Raw genomic sequence first — 14837 nt, 5'->3', positions numbered from 1 at the left:
GTAACCTTACGATAAATAAGGTTTTGATGTTTTAAGATGTGTTAATTTATTTTATTTTAACAGCTAGGGACATTAAGAGTAAGACAAGCGATGGCGGTTTTCAGGCTGCCTTAAAGGGTAAGGCAGCCTGAAAAACAGTCAATCGCAGAATAAGAAATATTTTCAACGTATGGAGTTGTTATGGAAACGCAAACCTATAACTATAAAGTGGTGCGCCAATTCGCCATTATGACGGTGATTTGGGGCATCATTGGGATGTTTGTGGGCGTGTATGCCGCCGCAGAATTGCGCTGGCCCGCGCTGAATCTGTCGGACGTTGCGCCTTGGTTTCACTTCGGGCGCATCCGTCCTTTGCACACCAATGCCGTGATTTTCGCCTTTGGCGGCTGCGGCTTGATTGCCACCTCGTATTATGTGGTGCAGCGAACCTGCAATGCGCGGCTGTTTGGCGGCAATTTGCTGCCCGCGTTCACCTTTTGGGGCTGGCAGCTGGTGATTGTGCTGGCGGCGATTACCCTGCCTTTGGGCTACACCCAAGGCAAAGAATACGCCGAGCTGGAATGGCCGATTGATATTTTGATTACCGCCGTGTGGGTGGCTTATGCCATCGTGTTCTTCGGCACCATCGCCAAGCGCAAAATGAAGCATATTTATGTGGCAAACTGGTTTTACGGCGCGTTTATCCTCGCCGTTGCCCTGCTGCACATTGTGAACAACATTTCCATTCCCGCAGGCGGGTTTAAATCGTATTCCGTTTACTACGGCGCGATTGATGCCATGGTGCAATGGTGGTACGGGCACAACGCCGTGGGCTTTTTCCTCACCGCAGGCTTCTTGGGCATGATGTATTACTTTGTGCCCAAACAAGCCAACCGCCCTGTTTATTCCTATCGTCTATCCGTTGTGCACTTTTGGGCGCTGATTTTCACCTATATGTGGGCGGGCCCGCACCATCTGCACTACACCGCCCTGCCCGACTGGACGCAATCTTTGGGCATGGTGTTATCGCTGATTTTGTTTGCCCCCTCTTGGGGCGGCATGATTAACGGCATCATGACGCTATCGGGCGCGTGGGACAAACTGCGCACCGACCCCATCTTGAAATTCTTAATCGTGTCGCTGTCGTTTTACGGCATGTCCACGTTTGAAGGTCCGATGATGTCCATCAAATCGGTCAACGCATTGAGCCACTACACCGACTGGACAGTGGGACACGTTCACTCCGGTGCATTGGGCTGGGTGGGTTTTGTAACCATCGGCTCGCTGTATTACCTAATTCCCCGTTTGTATGGTAAAAAAGAAATGTATAGCGTGAAGCTCATCAACGCACACTTTTGGATTGCCACTTTGGGCGTGGTGCTCTACATCACATCCATGTGGGCATCAGGTGTGATGCAAGGCTTGATGTGGAGCCAGCTCAACCCCGACGGCACGCTCACGCATTCATTTATCGCATCGGTTAGCCGTTCTATGCCGTTCTATCTCATCCGTTTCTTGGGCGGTCTGCTGTATTTAAGCGGTATGTGCATCATGGCGTATAACGTCTACCGCACTGTTGCCGATGCCCAACCTGTTGAAGCAGAAATCCCTGCTTTGCCCAAAACTGAACACTAATAGAAAGGACGCTAAAAATGAAATTGCAACAATTAGCAGAAGAAAAAGTGGGCTTTCTGATTGTGTTTACGCTTATTGTGGTCAGCGTGGGCTTGATGGTGGAAGTTGTCCCCTTGTTTGGCACCAAAGAAGTGATTACCGCCACCAAAGGCGTGAAACCCTATTCGCCCTTGCAAGTGGCGGGACGCGATATTTTTGTGCGCGAAGGCTGCTACAACTGCCACTCGCAGCAAATCCGCCCTTTCCGCGCCGAAACCGAACGCTACGGGCATTATTCTGTGGCGGGCGAATCGGTGTACGACCACCCGTTCCAATGGGGCTCAAAACGCACAGGTCCTGATTTGGCGCGCGTAGGTGGACGCTATTCCGACGCATGGCACCGCATCCACTTGCTCAATCCGCGCGCAGTGGTTCCCGAATCCAATATGCCCGCATTCCCATGGCTGGCACGTAACAAAGTGGACGCAGACGAAGTGGTGCGCCACATGAAAGCTTTGGAAAAAGTGGGCACGCCTTACACCAAAGAAGATTACGACAAAGCCGCCGAAGAGCTCAAAGACAAATCTGAATTAGACGCAGTAGTCGCCTATTTGCAAGGTTTGGGCTTGGCATTGAAAAACAAAAGGTAAGAAATCATGAATATGGCTTGGGCAAATAGCCTGTTTACCATCGGCATCTGCATTAGCTTCGCGGTTATCCTGTTTATTGTGTTAAACAAGCGCAATAAACAAAACTACCAAGACGCGGCACAAAGCATCTTTGATGACGACGACGCGCCAAGCGACAGCGAAGCCGCCCAAACCCATCGTGAACACGGAGCATAAACTATGGAATCACAATTCACATCCCCATTTTGGCACTATTACATCGTTGCCATCGTGGTGGCCAGTTTCATTTATGTAACATGGCTGCTGCTGTCGCAAGACAAAGTGAAGCTGAAAAAAGGCGAAGAAGTTAAAACCACAGGCCATTCTTGGGACGGCATTGAAGAATACAACAACCCCATGCCACGCTGGTGGTTTTGGATGTTTGTCTTCATGATTTTATTCAGCGCAGGCTATTTGGTTGTTTACCCTGGTTTGGGCGACTACAAAGGCGTGTTTAACTGGACCAGCCACAATCAATACGAAAGAGAAGTTGCCGCTGCGGATAAAACCGTGAATGCGCTGTATGGCAAATACAGCAAGATGAAGGTGGAAGATGTTGCCAAAGACCAAGCGGCAATGACCATCGGTAAAAACTTGTTTGCCACCTATTGCATCCAATGCCACGGCTCGGATGCGCAAGGTTCGCGCGGCTTCCCCAACCTTACCGATAGCGACTGGATTTACGGCGGCACGCCCGAAAAAATTCACGAAACCATCACCAATGGGCGCATCGGCATCATGATGCCTTGGGGGCCTAACCTTGGCACAGAAGGCGTGCGCGATGTTGCCAATTATGTGATTTCGCTATCCAAAGACCGCGCCTACGATGAAGACCGCGCCGCACGCGGCAAGGAAATTTTCCAAGCCAACTGCGTTGCCTGCCACGGCGCAAACGGACAAGGCACAATGGGCATCGCCCCCAGGCTCAACGACAACATTTGGCTATGGGGCGGCAGCGAAAAAGCCATCATAGAAACCATTACCAGCGGGCGGCACAACCAAATGCCTGCGTGGAAAGACTTCTTAACCGAAGACAAAATCCACTTGCTCACGGCTTATGTGTGGGGCAAATCGCATCCGAAAAATCAAGCGCTGCCAACCGACAGCACGCATGAGCCTGCCCAAGCGGCTAAACCTGCGCCCGCGCCTGCGGCTGCCCCAGCACCTGCTGCCGCATCTACACCAGCATCTGCGACAGCCGCCGCTTCTGCGGCTACGCCTGCCGCTGCCAGCGCAACAGCCAGCGAACCTGCGGCAGACCAAGCCGATGTGGCTTATAAAGATGCGGTTGCCACGTTCTACTTTGCAACAGGCAAAAGCGATGTTGCCGCCAACGCCGATAAAGTGGTTGCCGACTTGGTTGCCGCTGGCAAAAACGGCAAAAAACTCATCGTGAGCGGTTACACCGACAGCACAGGCAACGCCGCTACCAATGCCGAGCTTTCCAAAAAACGCGCCCAAGCGGTGCAAGCGTTCTTGGAAAAACAAGGCGTTGATGCCAAAAACATTGAGCTGCGCAAACCTGAAAACACCACCGCCGCTGCAGGCAACAACGCCCAAGGTCGCCGCGTGGAAGTGAAAGCGGAATAGGCTTGGCGATTGTTGAAATGATGAAAACCACTCGTTGTTTTGGGCGAGTGGTTTTTTTTGGTTTCAGGCTGCCTTGATGATTTGGGGCAGCCTGAAACGCAATACCCGATGGAGCGTCGGCGGCTCGCCAACATCTTGGCAACCATGCCTTTTGGAATATGCCATTTGGCGACGAGCCATCGCCGCTCCATTTTTGTTTTCAGGCTGCCTTTGGGCGCACATCAAAGGCAGCCTGAAAACCAATCCCCCCAACTCAAAACCACTTGCCACACCACCAAGCCTTTCCCATTTTCAGGCTGCCGTTCGCAATAAGGCGCGCAATAAGGCAGCCTGAAAAAGCAAATCGGAGTATAATCCGCCGCGTTCATCCTATCGGCAGATGCCGATTTTTCTTTGTGTTTTTTCTAACCAAAACAAGGACATTTCTCATGGCAAACATTCTCGTTCTCCCCACTTGCGCGCACGTTGATGCCGCAGCCGCCGCCCAAAGCATCGCCGCCGCCCTGCCCGATGCGGTGGTGTTCAACCCGTTAGCCGATGCCAAACGCGCCGCCGATTTAATCGCCGCGGGCAAAGCCGACGACTGGTTTGACGCTTTGGTGGGCGAAGTTGCCGCGCTGGGCAAAAAAAATGTGGTGATTCAAGGCATTCAAGCCGATGCGGAAAACATTTTCCTAGCCGCGCAAAACGTGGCGCTGGCGACTTCGTTTAACGCGCAAATAGTGTTTGCCGCATCCAACGAAGCGGGCGCGGAACAGCGCGTGGCGTTGGCAAAACAAGCGTTTGCAGGCAACACCGTATTCTTTGCGGGCGTGGTGGGCAATGCCGCTGCCGCGCAAGCCAACGAGTTGGCGGATTTGGGCGCATCAGGCAGCCTGAAAACGGCTGAACTGGCGCAAATCGCAGCGGCGACCACCGACCGCGTGTCGCCCGCGCAATTCCGTTTCAATATGATGGATTCGGCGCGCAAAGCCAATAAGCGCATTGTGTTGCCCGAGGGTGCAGAACCGCGCACCGTGCGCGCCGCTGCGATTTGCCACGAAAAAGGCATCGCCCGCTGCGTGCTGCTGGCAACCCGCGCCGAAGTGGAAGCCGTTGCCAAGGAACATGGCATCGCGCTGCCCGAGAGCTTGGAAATCATTGACCCCGCTTCGTTGGTGGAACAATACGTTGCGCCGATGTGCGAATTGCGCAAATCCAAAGGCTTAACCGAAGAGCAAGCGCGCGCGCAGTTGCAAGACACCGTGGTGCTGGGCACGATGATGATGGCGCAAAACGATGTGGACGGCTTGGTATCCGGCGCGGTGCACACCACCGCCAACACCATCCGCCCCGCCTTGCAGCTCATCAAAACCGCGCCGGGCGAAAGCATTGTGTCCAGCGTGTTCTTTATGCTGTTACCGGGGCAAGTGGTGGTGTATGGCGACTGCGCGGTGAACCCGAACCCCACCGCCGAGCAACTGGCTGACATCGCCATCCAATCGGCAAAATCTGCCCAAGCGTTCGGCATTGAACCGCGCGTGGCGATGATTTCTTATTCCACCATCAATTCGGGCAGCGGCCCCGATGTGGACTTGGTGGTGGAAGCCACCCGCCTGGTGAAAGAAAAAGCGCCCGAATTGGCGGTGGACGGCCCGCTTCAATACGACGCGGCGGTGGTGGAAAGCGTGGCGAAATCCAAAGCGCCGGGCAGCCCCGTGGCCGGCAAAGCCAATGTGTTCATCTTCCCGAACCTGACCACCGGCAACTGCACCTATAAAGCGGTGCAACGCAACGCCAATGTGTTGAGCGTGGGCCCGATGCTGCAAGGTTTGCGCAAACCCGTGAACGATTTGTCGCGCGGGGCGTTGGTGGAAGACATTGTGTACACCATTGCACTGACGGCGATTCAAGCCACGCAAAAATAATCGCGTGTTGATTGCGCTGATATAAATAGGCAGCCTGAAAAGGGAGGATTCCGTTTTCAGGCTGCTTTTGTGTGGGTGGGATTGTGGATTTCAGGCTGCCTTAAATAGCGCAAGCCCGCGCGTTCACAACGTTTTGCCATCAAACCGCCGTTTGCGTTTCCAAAATGCCCATTGTGGCTGGCTGTTTACGGTGCATTGCGCTTGTTCGCACACGATGCGCAGCCCTTTGAGGCAGCCTGAAAACAGGTCTTGGCGCAGCGGTTCAAACCAGTTTTGCTCCCATACGGCAAGCTGGGCTTGGTATGCCCAGATGTCGCCTGTTTGCTGGCTGGGCAGGAAGTCATCGGCGAAGATGTGGGTGTGCGCGAGGGGGATTTGGCGTTGGGCGCAGGTGCGTTGCCATGCGGCGTAGTTTTCAGGCTGCTCGGTGGTGGCTTGGCTGCTGTGCGCTGCCCATGCGCTGTTGCTGGCGATGAGTGAGGCAGCCTGAAATGGGACGGCGGCGGGGGCGTTCCACAGCCAGATGCCGTTAATCGGCGGCAGTTGGTTTTGCTGGCGGGCGGCGTTGCGGGGGTGGTTGTGCAGCCACATTTGTAGCTCGGTGGAAAGGGCGAGCCATGGGCGGATGTCGCTGCCGCTTGCGCTTTGGCTGCCATCTAGCTGGCTGGCAAGGTCTAGGATGCTGGCGGCGTGCCATGTGGGCGGGCTGGGCAGGGCAAGCGTCCATAAATCGGGGCGGATGGGGGTAAACGCATATTCGCCGCGGTAAAACTGGTTGAGTTCGTGGCACCAGATGGCGGCTTCGCTGTGCGTGAGCGGCAGGTGTTCGGCGGGGATTTGGCTGGCGGTGTTCATGCCCATTTGTTGCCAAACGGGGCTGGCGTAGATGATGTTTTCAGGCTGCCCGAGCTGGTCGCACAGGTAGCTTTGATAAAGCTGCATTCGGCTGTACGCGGTGGGCTGGATGCGGGCATAGCGCAAGAGTTGGTTGAGCGCGGGGGTGTGCAGTTCGGGCAGGGTTTCGTGGGGTTCGCGCAGGAGGGCAGGGAGGATAAGGGTGAACATGGTGTGTGTGCAATGTTGTAGAAAATGGGGGATTGTAGCAGCCTGTGCGGTTTGGACGATGCTAAATTGCCGCCCACACGCGAGAGTGATATTTCAGGTTTTCAGGCTGCCTTGGGCGGGCGGTAAAGGTTTGATAAAAACGCCGCCCGTTATGAAAAGTCTCTTTCAGGCAGCCTGAAAATGCTAAAATTGCGGGCTTTCTGATTTGGTTTAACCCGTTGTTCTATGAAAAAAATCAAACCTAACAAACTGATTCTGTTGCCCATTATCGCACTTGCGCTGTTGCTGCTGGCGGTGGCGTTGCGCCCGAAGCAAGCGGCGGTTGCGCCCGATGCGCGTTTGGTGCGCCAAGTGTTGCCCAATCCCAAAATCACCGATTTCGGGCGGTTAAGCTATTGGCGCGACGAGGAAGTGCAAGAGGGCGACACGCTGCCGATGGTGTTGGCGCGCATTGGCGTGAGCGAGCAAAACATTCAAGATTTTGTGCAAAACAGCCCGATTAACCTGAAAGCGTTGAAGCTCAACGAGGGCAAGATTGTGAGCGCGCGCATTGATGAAAACCAAAACGTTACCGATATTCAATTTTTTAACGATGAAGACGGCGAGCGCAATCTGGTGGCGATTGAATACGCCGAGGGCAAATGGCAAATGCGCAAAACCGAAGGCGAAACCACCACCCTGCCCTCGCTGCGTTCGGTGGTGATTACGTCTTCCGTGTCGGGCGCGCTGGGGCAGGCGGGCGTGCCGATTGATGTGCGCATCACGCTCAAAGAAATCTTCGCCGATAAAATCAATTTAGACAAACTGCCCGAAGGTTCCAGCGTGCGCGTGTTGTATGAAAGCCTGTATTTTCGCGGGCAAGAAGTGGCAACGGGCAACGTGCTCGCCGCCGAAGTAACCGCCAACAACCGCACCTACTACGCCTATTATTTTGAAAACGGCGATGCCGACAACGGCGGCAATTATTATGACGAAAACGGCGAACCGCTGCGGCAAGGCTTTGGCGGGCTGCCGATTGAAAGCTACACCCGCATCTCCTCGCCCTTTGGCATTCGCGTGCATCCCATCACCCACACCGTGCGGATGCACACGGGCATAGACTACGCCGCCCCGCAAGGCACGCGCGTGCTCGCCCCCAGCGATGGCGTGGTCAGCTTTCGCGGCTGGAAAGGCGGCTACGGCAACGCCGTGATGCTCACCCACGACAACGGCATGGAAACGCTGTATGGGCATTTGAGCGCGTTTATCAGCGGCGTGGACGTGGGCACGCGCGTGAACTCGGGCGCAGTCATCGGCTTGGTAGGCAGCACAGGGCATTCCACCGGCCCGCATCTGCACTACGAAGTGCGGATTAACGGGCAGCCTGTAAACCCCGCCACCGTTGCCTTGCCCACGCCGCAGCTTGCCACCGCCGACCGCGCCGCCTTGCAAATCTATCGCGGCAAAGTGGACGAAGTGATGCAAGCCGTGCGCGGGTTGCCTGTGATGGTGTCGCAGGTGGATTGATGGTTTTTGATTTTCAGGCTGCCTATGCCATCCCGCCATGTCATCAGGCAGCCTGAAAATGCTGTAAGCCTGTTTCAGGCTGCCTATGTTGTTGATAACACAAGTAGGATGTGTGACTTTGCCACGCACACGATTTACCAGTTCCCGCGTGCGTGCCTGCGGCACACACTCTACACGCTGATTAAACTGGGTATTTCTTGATTTATTTCACTATATTTAAACACTTCAAAAGCAGCCTGAAAACGTCGCAACTCCATTTTCAGGCTGCCCTATTCCACAAAATCCTACGTAAAGGACATCCCATGAAACCCGCCATCCTAGCACTCGTCCTGTTTCCCAGCTTCGCCATCGCCCAAACGCCCAGCCTCTCATCCGCCCCCAGCTCAGACCACACCACCATCCGCCAGCTCATCAACCAACACTACCACCGCCCATTGCCCGCGCAATCATGCCAACTCTCCGCCCCGCCCAAAGGCAGCTATCAGCAGCCTGAAAACATCGCCTATTGCATGAAACCCACCGCCAGCCACGCCGTAACCCGCCACGGCAAAACCACGCGCTATATGCTCTACACCGGCTTCGCCTACGACACCCGCGAAAACCGCAAAGATGAAAGCCACGCCGCATCGGGGCTTGCCGAATTGTTCGTCTTAGAAAAAAACGGCAACAAATGGACAATCAAGCACCACGGCAAAAGCGAAATCGGCGCATGGGGCAGCGCGCCGCAAGAATGGCGCTTTGTGCAAATGGGCGCGCAAAACTGGGGCTATCAAGCTGAAAGCGGCTTCACCAACGGCGGCGCAACCGAAACAGGGCAGTTTTTCATCTTCACCGACAACAACCGCGTCGCCGACAGCTACATCCCCAGCGGCAGCGACAACAGCGGCATGTATGGCGATTGCAACGAATACACAGGCGCAGAAAAACGCCACTGCCAAGACAACCAAGTGAGCCTAGACGCCCAAATCGCCTTCAACCGCAGCGCCGAACAAAACGGCGTGTGGGGCATCCAAGCCACGCTCAGCGGGCTAGACCGCAAAAAACGCTACACCAAGCAATCATACGCCATGCCGTATAACAGCCGCCAGCACAGCCACGCCGTGCCGAAAAACTATCCGCTTTATATTGCGCTCTAACGCGCGGCATCTTGTTTGAACGGCGCTGAAAGCCGTTTTCAGGCTGCCGCATATAAAGCAAACAGCAACGGCTCGCCGCTACATGGCATATTCATGCCAACCACATCCAAAACCATTTTCAGGCTGCCTAACCTTGTTCACTAAGGCAGCCTGAAAACCCATCCACCCCGCAACACATCTAACACATCATGCCCACGCTTTACCTAATCCCCACCCCACTCGGCGCCGCCGACACCCCCAGCCTGCTGCCCCACGAGCAAGCCCAAATCACCCATCTCACCGACTTTGTCGTAGAAGCCGAAAAAACCGCCCGCGCCCATCTCAAACACATGGGTATCGCCGCCCCCATTCGCGAACTCAACCTGCAAACGCTCAACGAACACACCCCCGAGCGCGAAGTCGCCGCCCTGCTGCAACCCCTGCGCGAAGGGCGCGATTTAGGGCTGATTAGCGAAGCAGGCTGCCCCGCCATCGCCGACCCCGGAGCAAACCTTGTCGCCCAAGCCCACGCCGCAGGCTTCGCCATCAAGCCGCTGGTTGGCGCAAGCAGCATCGTGCTCGCCCTAATGGCATCAGGCGCAAACGGGCAAAGTTTCGCCTTCAAAGGCTACATTCCTGCCAACAAAGACGAGCGCATCAGCAGCCTGAAAACGCTGGAAACCCGCTCACGCCAAGCCAACGAAACGCAAATATTCATTGAAACGCCGTATCGCAACGATGCCCTACTCGCCGACGCCATCGCCGTCCTGCACGACGAAACCCGCCTGTGCATTGCCTGCGATTTAACCCTGCCCAGCCAGCAAATCATCAGCCAAAGCGTGCGCCAATGGCGCAAAATGCCCGCGCTGCCAAGCTTAAAAAAACGCCCCGCGATTTTTGTATTACACGCAGGGCAATAGGCAGCCTGAAACGCAGTTTTAGTGCAACTCAAACCCATCCAACAAAAAACCGTTTGGCATCCACACCAAACGGTTTTGTTTTCGCATCACAACCGCGCTTCGCTACACAGATTGCCTTGGGGTAAACAACGATTTCAGGCTGCCCCACCATCGCGCCCGCGCCCATCCAATGCGCCATCCTTTGCCCACCATGGTTGTGGGCAAGCAAGCTCCCATTTTCAGGCTGCCTCCCCGCACACAAGGCAGCCTGAATTTTTTTGGATTTTAAACGACTGCCATGCACCGCTAAGTGCGTTGTAGCACTTCAACACGCCGTGTTCACCGGGCAAGCCGATGATGATTTTCAACGCTTCGGCGGCTTGCATCGTGCCGATGATGCCCACCAGCGGCGCGAACACGCCGAAGGTGGCGCAGGCGGTATCAGGGCTTGGCGTGTCGGGCGGGAACAGGCAGGCGTAGCACGGGGCGGCGGCAAGGTCGGGGCGATAAACGGCAAGCTGCCCGTCAAAGCGCACCGCCGCGCCTGATACCAAGGGTTTGCGCACGGCAACAGCGGCGGCGTTAATCGCTTGGCGCGTAGCGAAATTGTCGCTGCAATCCAATATCACATCGCAGCGTGGCGCGAGTGTTGCCAACGCAGCGGCATCCAGTTTGCCGTGCGTTTCAATGCGGCAGCCTGAATTTTGCTGCTGCAGAAATTGTTGCATAGCGTGGGTTTTCAGGCTGCCGATGTCTTGCTCGCGGTAGCTGATTTGGCGTTGCAAATTGGTTTCATCCACGCAGTCGTGATCGGCGATGATGAGCGTGCCGATGCCTGCGGCGGCAAGATAGGGCAAGGCAGCCGCGCCCAAACCGCCGCAGCCAACCACCAGCGCGGTGGCGTTGAGCAGTTTTTGCTGCCCTTCTATGCTGATTTCGTTGAGCAGAATGTGGCGGCTGTATCGTAGGAGTTGGGCGTCGTTCATGGATGGGGAAAGCTGGGGAAAGTGGAGCGCAGGGATGGAGAAAGAGAAATGTGTTTTAACTACGCTAAACTGCGTTTCAGGCTGCTTTTTATAATCAAATCAGTTTTAAAACACATACTAAACAAAAAGTAAACTATCTCATTAAACAAACATTTAGCAAAATACTATGATTTTATCTCAATCATCAAATGTTAGATTTCTTTCAAAAATACCTTTTCTTAAAAATACCCACCTTAAATTAAAATCAACAATATCATGTAAATTCTCCCCATTATCAGGAATAACTAAAATTTCCAAATCGCTTTTGTAGTAATGTGATGAAAGAACATATCCTTCTATCAATGAAAAGTCTTCCATCTCATCTTCAGTAGGATTGCAGTAAAAAATAGCAATTATTTTTAGACATTTACCATCAAAATTTAATGCAATTGCCCTTAAAGATTCTGTAACAACACCAATTAAGCCTTCTTGGATTGTGATAAATGCACTTCTCCATAAGAACATTAACTCCTCATATGTTATGTTGTTTTTTACATAGAAATTTTCATCAATCAGTGGAAAACTACGCGGAATTTCCATAAATATCAACACTTTCTAAACATTAAAACTCATTCATTTCACCATATTATTTGACTGCATTAAGGCAGCCTGAAAAGGGTTTAGCACGCCTGCGCTTACAGCTTGCATCCATGTTGGCAAGCCGCTGCTACGCCATTTTCAGGCTGCCTCATCTTCCAGCGCATCATTCAATCTGCGCTCAATCTCATCGGCATCAAACGCTTGGGCAATCAGCTCAAAACGGCTGTCGCGCCGCCATGCGATTTGGTTCGCGCCCCATTGCCCGTCTGTCCAGTTCAGCCACACCCATGTACCCAACACTTGAAACACGCCTTTGGCGCGCACCAGCCCTTGCGTAAACTGGGGCAAGTCGTTGAAAAATTGGGTGAGTTTTTCGCCATCAAAATTGCGCCCTGCGGGGAAGGTGTAGCCTTGCGATTGGTAGCCCAGCGTGTTTTCGGGCAGGGCTTGAATACGGTAGCGCGATTTTTCGGCGGTGGGTGTATCAAGCCAAGCGATGTCTAGCTCGGCGTTGCGCACTTCGGCAACCAGCGATTTGGGCGGAAACAACTGGGCGGCTTTGGCGCGAAAGGCGGCGATTTGCTCGCTTGTGCACAGGTCTAATTTGCTGGCAACCAACACATCCGCCACGCTGATTTGGTCGCGGTAGAGCGGATTTTGCGCGTAGTTATCGTCAATAAATTGGCGCGGGTCGATTAACGTGAACACGGCGGCGATGTCCAGCACGGCGGCAAATTCGGGCGTGCGCAGCTCATCAATGATGCCCGCTGCGTGCGCCAGCCCGCTGGCTTCAATCAAAATGCGCTGCGGCGCGTTTTTTTTCAACATGGCGCGGATAGTGCTGTCCATCTGCGCGCCCGCGCTGCAACACAAGCAGCCGCCTGATATTTCGGCAACGGGGATGCCGTTTTCCGCCAGCACCGCGCCGTCTATGCCAATTTCGCCAAATTCATTAACGATAATCAGCCATTGCTCGTTCTGCGGTTTTTGCGCAATCAGGCTGCGGATGGCACTGGTTTTGCCTGTACCGAGAAAGCCTGTGAATAGGTGGGTGGGGATTTTTGGGGGCATGGGGGTTCCTTTGGTTTGTAAGTTATAAGGTTGAGGCAGCCTGAAAACCATTCCCCATTTTCAGGCTGCCTTTCATCTGTTGCTGCCGCGTTGTGACTTACTGTTCCAGCTCAATCGCCGCCGCCAGCAGCGACAATCTTGCCATCACGCCGTAAACATACAAGCGGTTGCCCGCGCAATCGGGGCAATCGGGGTTGGGGCGCGGGATGCCCAGCTCGTCCCATTGCTCAAACACGCGCTTGCAATGCTCTTCGGTTGCCGCGTCCGCCGCGCTGCCTGCGCTGGGGATACTTTCGTTCAGCGGCACAAACACCATACCGCCTGCGTTCAGGTTTTCATCGTTGCCGCGCCCTTCGTGCACACGGAAAAAGCCGCCGATAACGAACCTGTCCATCATGTAAACCACAGGCTCGGACACAGCGCCGCCCAGCGTTTCGTAGGTATAAATCCCTTCTTGCACAATCACTTCGCTCACTTCTAAGCCTTCTTTCACCTTCGCCATTTTGTTGCGGTTTTTGCGGTTCAGCCCGCGCACTTCGTCGGCAGATTTCACGCTCATCACGCCCATGCCGTAAGTGCCTGCATCGGCTTTCACAATCACAAACGGCTTGTCGGCAATGCCTTTTTCGTTATATTTGGCTTGGGTTTTGGCTAACACGCGCGCCACCGCCGCCGCCAGCGCGTCTTCGCCCTCGCGTTCTTGGAAATCCAGCCCGCTCACCTGCTCAAAATAGGGGTTGATTTGCCATTCGTCGATGCCTAAAAGCGCGGCGAACTCGGCGGCAACTTGGTTATACGCGGCAAAATGGGCGGTTTTGCGCCGCGTGGTCCAGCCACCATGCAGCGGGGGCAGCACGGTTTGGCTGATGCCTTGCAGAATTTCGGGCACGCCTGCGGATAAATCGTTGTTAAGCAAGATAAAGCAAGGCGAAAAACCATCCGCCAAGTGAACGCGCTCGCGGGTGCGTTGCAAGGGTTCCAGCGTGATTTTGTCGCCCAAGGCGGTTTCAAATTCGGCGGGCGCGGTGATTTCGGGATTCAGGCTGCCAATGCGCACTTCAAAGCCCGCATCGCGCAAAATGCCCGCCAGCGCGTACACATTTTGCAGATAGAAGGTGTTGCGCGTGTGGTTTTCGGGAATCAGCAGCACCGATTTCGCGCTCTCGCAGGCGCGCTCCACCGCATCTTGCGCGGCAATGGTGCTCAACGGGATAAAGTTGGGGTTCAGATTATTGAAGCCGCCGGGAAACAAATTCATATCAATGGAAGCCATTTTGTAGCCCGCGTTGCGGATGTCCACCGAGCCGTAAAACGGCGGGCGGTGCTGCTTCCATTGGCTGCGAAACCATGCTTCTATTTTGCTGTGGTTTTGCAGCAGCGTTTTTTCAAAATCAAACAGATATGGGGCATATTCGGGTTGGATAACAGGCAGTTGCATGGCGTTTCCTTATGTGTGTGAAAGGGAAATTATAAACCAATGCGCACGGAAGATTGGGCAGCCTGAAAACGGTTTATCGGCGCAATAGACCGGCACGCGGCAAAGGGCAACAAGGCGGCGCGTTCAACCGCCGGCGCAATTTTCAGGCTGCCTTTCAATCCGCATCGCGCGTCATCAAAGGCAGCCTGAAATTCAAACCGCATCACAAACCGTTGGTTACCAACCATTCCAACACCGCCGTGCGCGAAAGCCCCGTTTCCGCCGCCAGCTTATCCAGTTTCTCAATCGTTTCCACTTTCAAGCGGAAAGAGCATTGGCGCACGCCGCGCTGCGCTTCTTTTTCCTTGCGCGACAGAGTAGGTTTTTTCGGTTTTACAGCTTGGTTCATGGTTGATTTCCTTTTATTTTTGTAAATTAAAA

The 14837-nt window shown here is 54.3% G+C and carries 16 protein-coding genes; 9 read left to right on the top strand and 7 right to left on the bottom strand.

Going from position 1 to position 14837, the window contains the following annotated elements:
- The first annotated feature begins 180 nt into the window (after window positions 1-180).
- From ccoN to pta, 6 genes are all read left to right on the top strand, one after another.
- The gene (gene ccoN / locus JDW22_RS12515) at window positions 181-1614 is read left to right on the top strand and encodes a cytochrome-c oxidase, cbb3-type subunit I (protein ID WP_200523313.1); all 1434 of its coding nucleotides are present in this window, start codon (window positions 181-183) and stop codon (window positions 1612-1614) included.
- A 17-nt stretch (window positions 1615-1631) separates the two neighbouring features.
- Window positions 1632-2243, top strand: a complete 612-nt coding sequence (gene ccoO, locus JDW22_RS12510; protein WP_003797669.1) for a cytochrome-c oxidase, cbb3-type subunit II — start codon at window positions 1632-1634, stop codon at window positions 2241-2243.
- 6 nt (window positions 2244-2249) lie between these two features.
- Entirely contained in the window at window positions 2250-2438 is a 189-nt protein-coding gene (locus JDW22_RS12505; protein WP_003797671.1) for a cbb3-type cytochrome oxidase subunit 3, read from the top strand.
- A gap of 3 nt (window positions 2439-2441) precedes the next feature.
- Window positions 2442-3851 carry a cytochrome-c oxidase, cbb3-type subunit III gene (gene ccoP / locus JDW22_RS12500; protein ID WP_200523312.1) on the top strand — a complete coding sequence of 470 codons (1410 nt, stop codon included), beginning with the start codon at window positions 2442-2444 and terminating at the stop codon, window positions 3849-3851.
- Between the two features lie 39 nt (window positions 3852-3890).
- On the top strand, window positions 3891-4163 hold the full coding sequence (locus JDW22_RS12495; protein ID WP_200523311.1) for a hypothetical protein: 273 nt from the start codon (window positions 3891-3893) through the stop codon (window positions 4161-4163).
- A 116-nt stretch (window positions 4164-4279) separates the two neighbouring features.
- Entirely contained in the window at window positions 4280-5758 is a 1479-nt protein-coding gene (gene pta, locus JDW22_RS12490; protein WP_200523310.1) for a phosphate acetyltransferase, read from the top strand.
- A 123-nt stretch (window positions 5759-5881) separates the two neighbouring features.
- On the opposite strand, the gene JDW22_RS12485 is transcribed toward pta, so the two are convergent.
- Window positions 5882-6823, bottom strand: coding sequence for a hypothetical protein (locus tag JDW22_RS12485; protein WP_200523309.1), 942 nt, complete (start codon window positions 6821-6823; stop codon window positions 5882-5884).
- Between the two features lie 225 nt (window positions 6824-7048).
- Between JDW22_RS12485 and JDW22_RS12480 the strand changes: the two genes are divergently transcribed.
- The 3 genes from JDW22_RS12480 (at window position 7049) to JDW22_RS12470 (ending at window position 10364) form a co-directional block, all read left to right on the top strand.
- On the top strand, window positions 7049-8329 hold the full coding sequence (locus tag JDW22_RS12480) for a M23 family metallopeptidase (protein WP_003797686.1): 1281 nt from the start codon (window positions 7049-7051) through the stop codon (window positions 8327-8329).
- Window positions 8330-8631: 302 nt separating this feature from the next.
- On the top strand, window positions 8632-9465 hold the full coding sequence (locus JDW22_RS12475) for a hypothetical protein (RefSeq protein WP_200523308.1): 834 nt from the start codon (window positions 8632-8634) through the stop codon (window positions 9463-9465).
- A 188-nt stretch (window positions 9466-9653) separates the two neighbouring features.
- The gene (locus tag JDW22_RS12470; RefSeq protein WP_200523307.1) at window positions 9654-10364 is read left to right on the top strand and encodes an SAM-dependent methyltransferase; all 711 of its coding nucleotides are present in this window, start codon (window positions 9654-9656) and stop codon (window positions 10362-10364) included.
- Window positions 10365-10582: 218 nt separating this feature from the next.
- On the opposite strand, the gene JDW22_RS12465 is transcribed toward JDW22_RS12470, so the two are convergent.
- From JDW22_RS12465 to JDW22_RS12440, 6 genes are all read right to left on the bottom strand, one after another.
- The gene (locus JDW22_RS12465) at window positions 10583-11329 is read right to left on the bottom strand and encodes a HesA/MoeB/ThiF family protein (RefSeq protein WP_200523306.1); all 747 of its coding nucleotides are present in this window, start codon (window positions 11327-11329) and stop codon (window positions 10583-10585) included.
- A 177-nt stretch (window positions 11330-11506) separates the two neighbouring features.
- Window positions 11507-11908: a hypothetical protein gene (locus JDW22_RS12460; protein ID WP_200523305.1), complete on the bottom strand. Its 402-nt coding sequence runs from the start codon at window positions 11906-11908 to the stop codon at window positions 11507-11509.
- A gap of 138 nt (window positions 11909-12046) precedes the next feature.
- Complete coding sequence (locus JDW22_RS12455; RefSeq protein ID WP_200523304.1) at window positions 12047-12979, bottom strand: CobW family GTP-binding protein; 933 nt, start codon at window positions 12977-12979, stop codon at window positions 12047-12049.
- A gap of 97 nt (window positions 12980-13076) precedes the next feature.
- Window positions 13077-14417: a glutamate--cysteine ligase gene (gene gshA / locus JDW22_RS12450; protein WP_200523303.1), complete on the bottom strand. Its 1341-nt coding sequence runs from the start codon at window positions 14415-14417 to the stop codon at window positions 13077-13079.
- 29 nt (window positions 14418-14446) lie between these two features.
- Window positions 14447-14644 carry a hypothetical protein gene (locus tag JDW22_RS12445; RefSeq protein WP_200523302.1) on the bottom strand — a complete coding sequence of 66 codons (198 nt, stop codon included), beginning with the start codon at window positions 14642-14644 and terminating at the stop codon, window positions 14447-14449.
- Window positions 14620-14805: a ribbon-helix-helix protein, CopG family gene (locus JDW22_RS12440; RefSeq protein ID WP_040558801.1), complete on the bottom strand. Its 186-nt coding sequence runs from the start codon at window positions 14803-14805 to the stop codon at window positions 14620-14622. The genes JDW22_RS12445 and JDW22_RS12440 overlap by 25 nt, the downstream gene beginning before the upstream one ends.
- Between the last annotated feature and the right edge of the window lie 32 nt (window positions 14806-14837).

The sequence above is a fragment of the Kingella bonacorsii genome (genome assembly GCF_016623605.1).
GTDB lineage: Bacteria > Pseudomonadota > Gammaproteobacteria > Burkholderiales > Neisseriaceae > Kingella_B > Kingella_B oralis.
The sequence above is the reverse complement of the archived record's forward strand: the minus strand, read 5'-3'. Positions and strand labels throughout refer to the sequence as shown.

Bases quoted from the DNA above. Each gene is read 5' to 3' on its own strand.
- ccoN (WP_200523313.1), top strand. From the start codon at position 181: ATGGAAACGCAAACCTATAACTATAAAGTGGTGCGCCAATTCGCCATT.
- ccoO (WP_003797669.1), top strand. From the start codon at position 1,632: ATGAAATTGCAACAATTAGCAGAAGAAAAAGTGGGCTTTCTGATTGTG.
- JDW22_RS12505 (WP_003797671.1), top strand. From the start codon at position 2,250: ATGAATATGGCTTGGGCAAATAGCCTGTTTACCATCGGCATCTGCATT.
- ccoP (WP_200523312.1), top strand. From the start codon at position 2,442: ATGGAATCACAATTCACATCCCCATTTTGGCACTATTACATCGTTGCC.
- pta (WP_200523310.1), top strand. From the start codon at position 4,280: ATGGCAAACATTCTCGTTCTCCCCACTTGCGCGCACGTTGATGCCGCA.
- JDW22_RS12485 (WP_200523309.1), bottom strand. From the start codon at position 6,823: ATGTTCACCCTTATCCTCCCTGCCCTCCTGCGCGAACCCCACGAAACC.
- JDW22_RS12480 (WP_003797686.1), top strand. From the start codon at position 7,049: ATGAAAAAAATCAAACCTAACAAACTGATTCTGTTGCCCATTATCGCA.
- JDW22_RS12475 (WP_200523308.1), top strand. From the start codon at position 8,632: ATGAAACCCGCCATCCTAGCACTCGTCCTGTTTCCCAGCTTCGCCATC.
- JDW22_RS12470 (WP_200523307.1), top strand. From the start codon at position 9,654: ATGCCCACGCTTTACCTAATCCCCACCCCACTCGGCGCCGCCGACACC.
- JDW22_RS12465 (WP_200523306.1), bottom strand. From the start codon at position 11,329: ATGAACGACGCCCAACTCCTACGATACAGCCGCCACATTCTGCTCAAC.
- JDW22_RS12460 (WP_200523305.1), bottom strand. From the start codon at position 11,908: ATGGAAATTCCGCGTAGTTTTCCACTGATTGATGAAAATTTCTATGTA.
- JDW22_RS12455 (WP_200523304.1), bottom strand. From the start codon at position 12,979: ATGCCCCCAAAAATCCCCACCCACCTATTCACAGGCTTTCTCGGTACA.
- gshA (WP_200523303.1), bottom strand. From the start codon at position 14,417: ATGCAACTGCCTGTTATCCAACCCGAATATGCCCCATATCTGTTTGAT.
- JDW22_RS12445 (WP_200523302.1), bottom strand. From the start codon at position 14,644: ATGGTTGGTAACCAACGGTTTGTGATGCGGTTTGAATTTCAGGCTGCC.
- JDW22_RS12440 (WP_040558801.1), bottom strand. From the start codon at position 14,805: ATGAACCAAGCTGTAAAACCGAAAAAACCTACTCTGTCGCGCAAGGAA.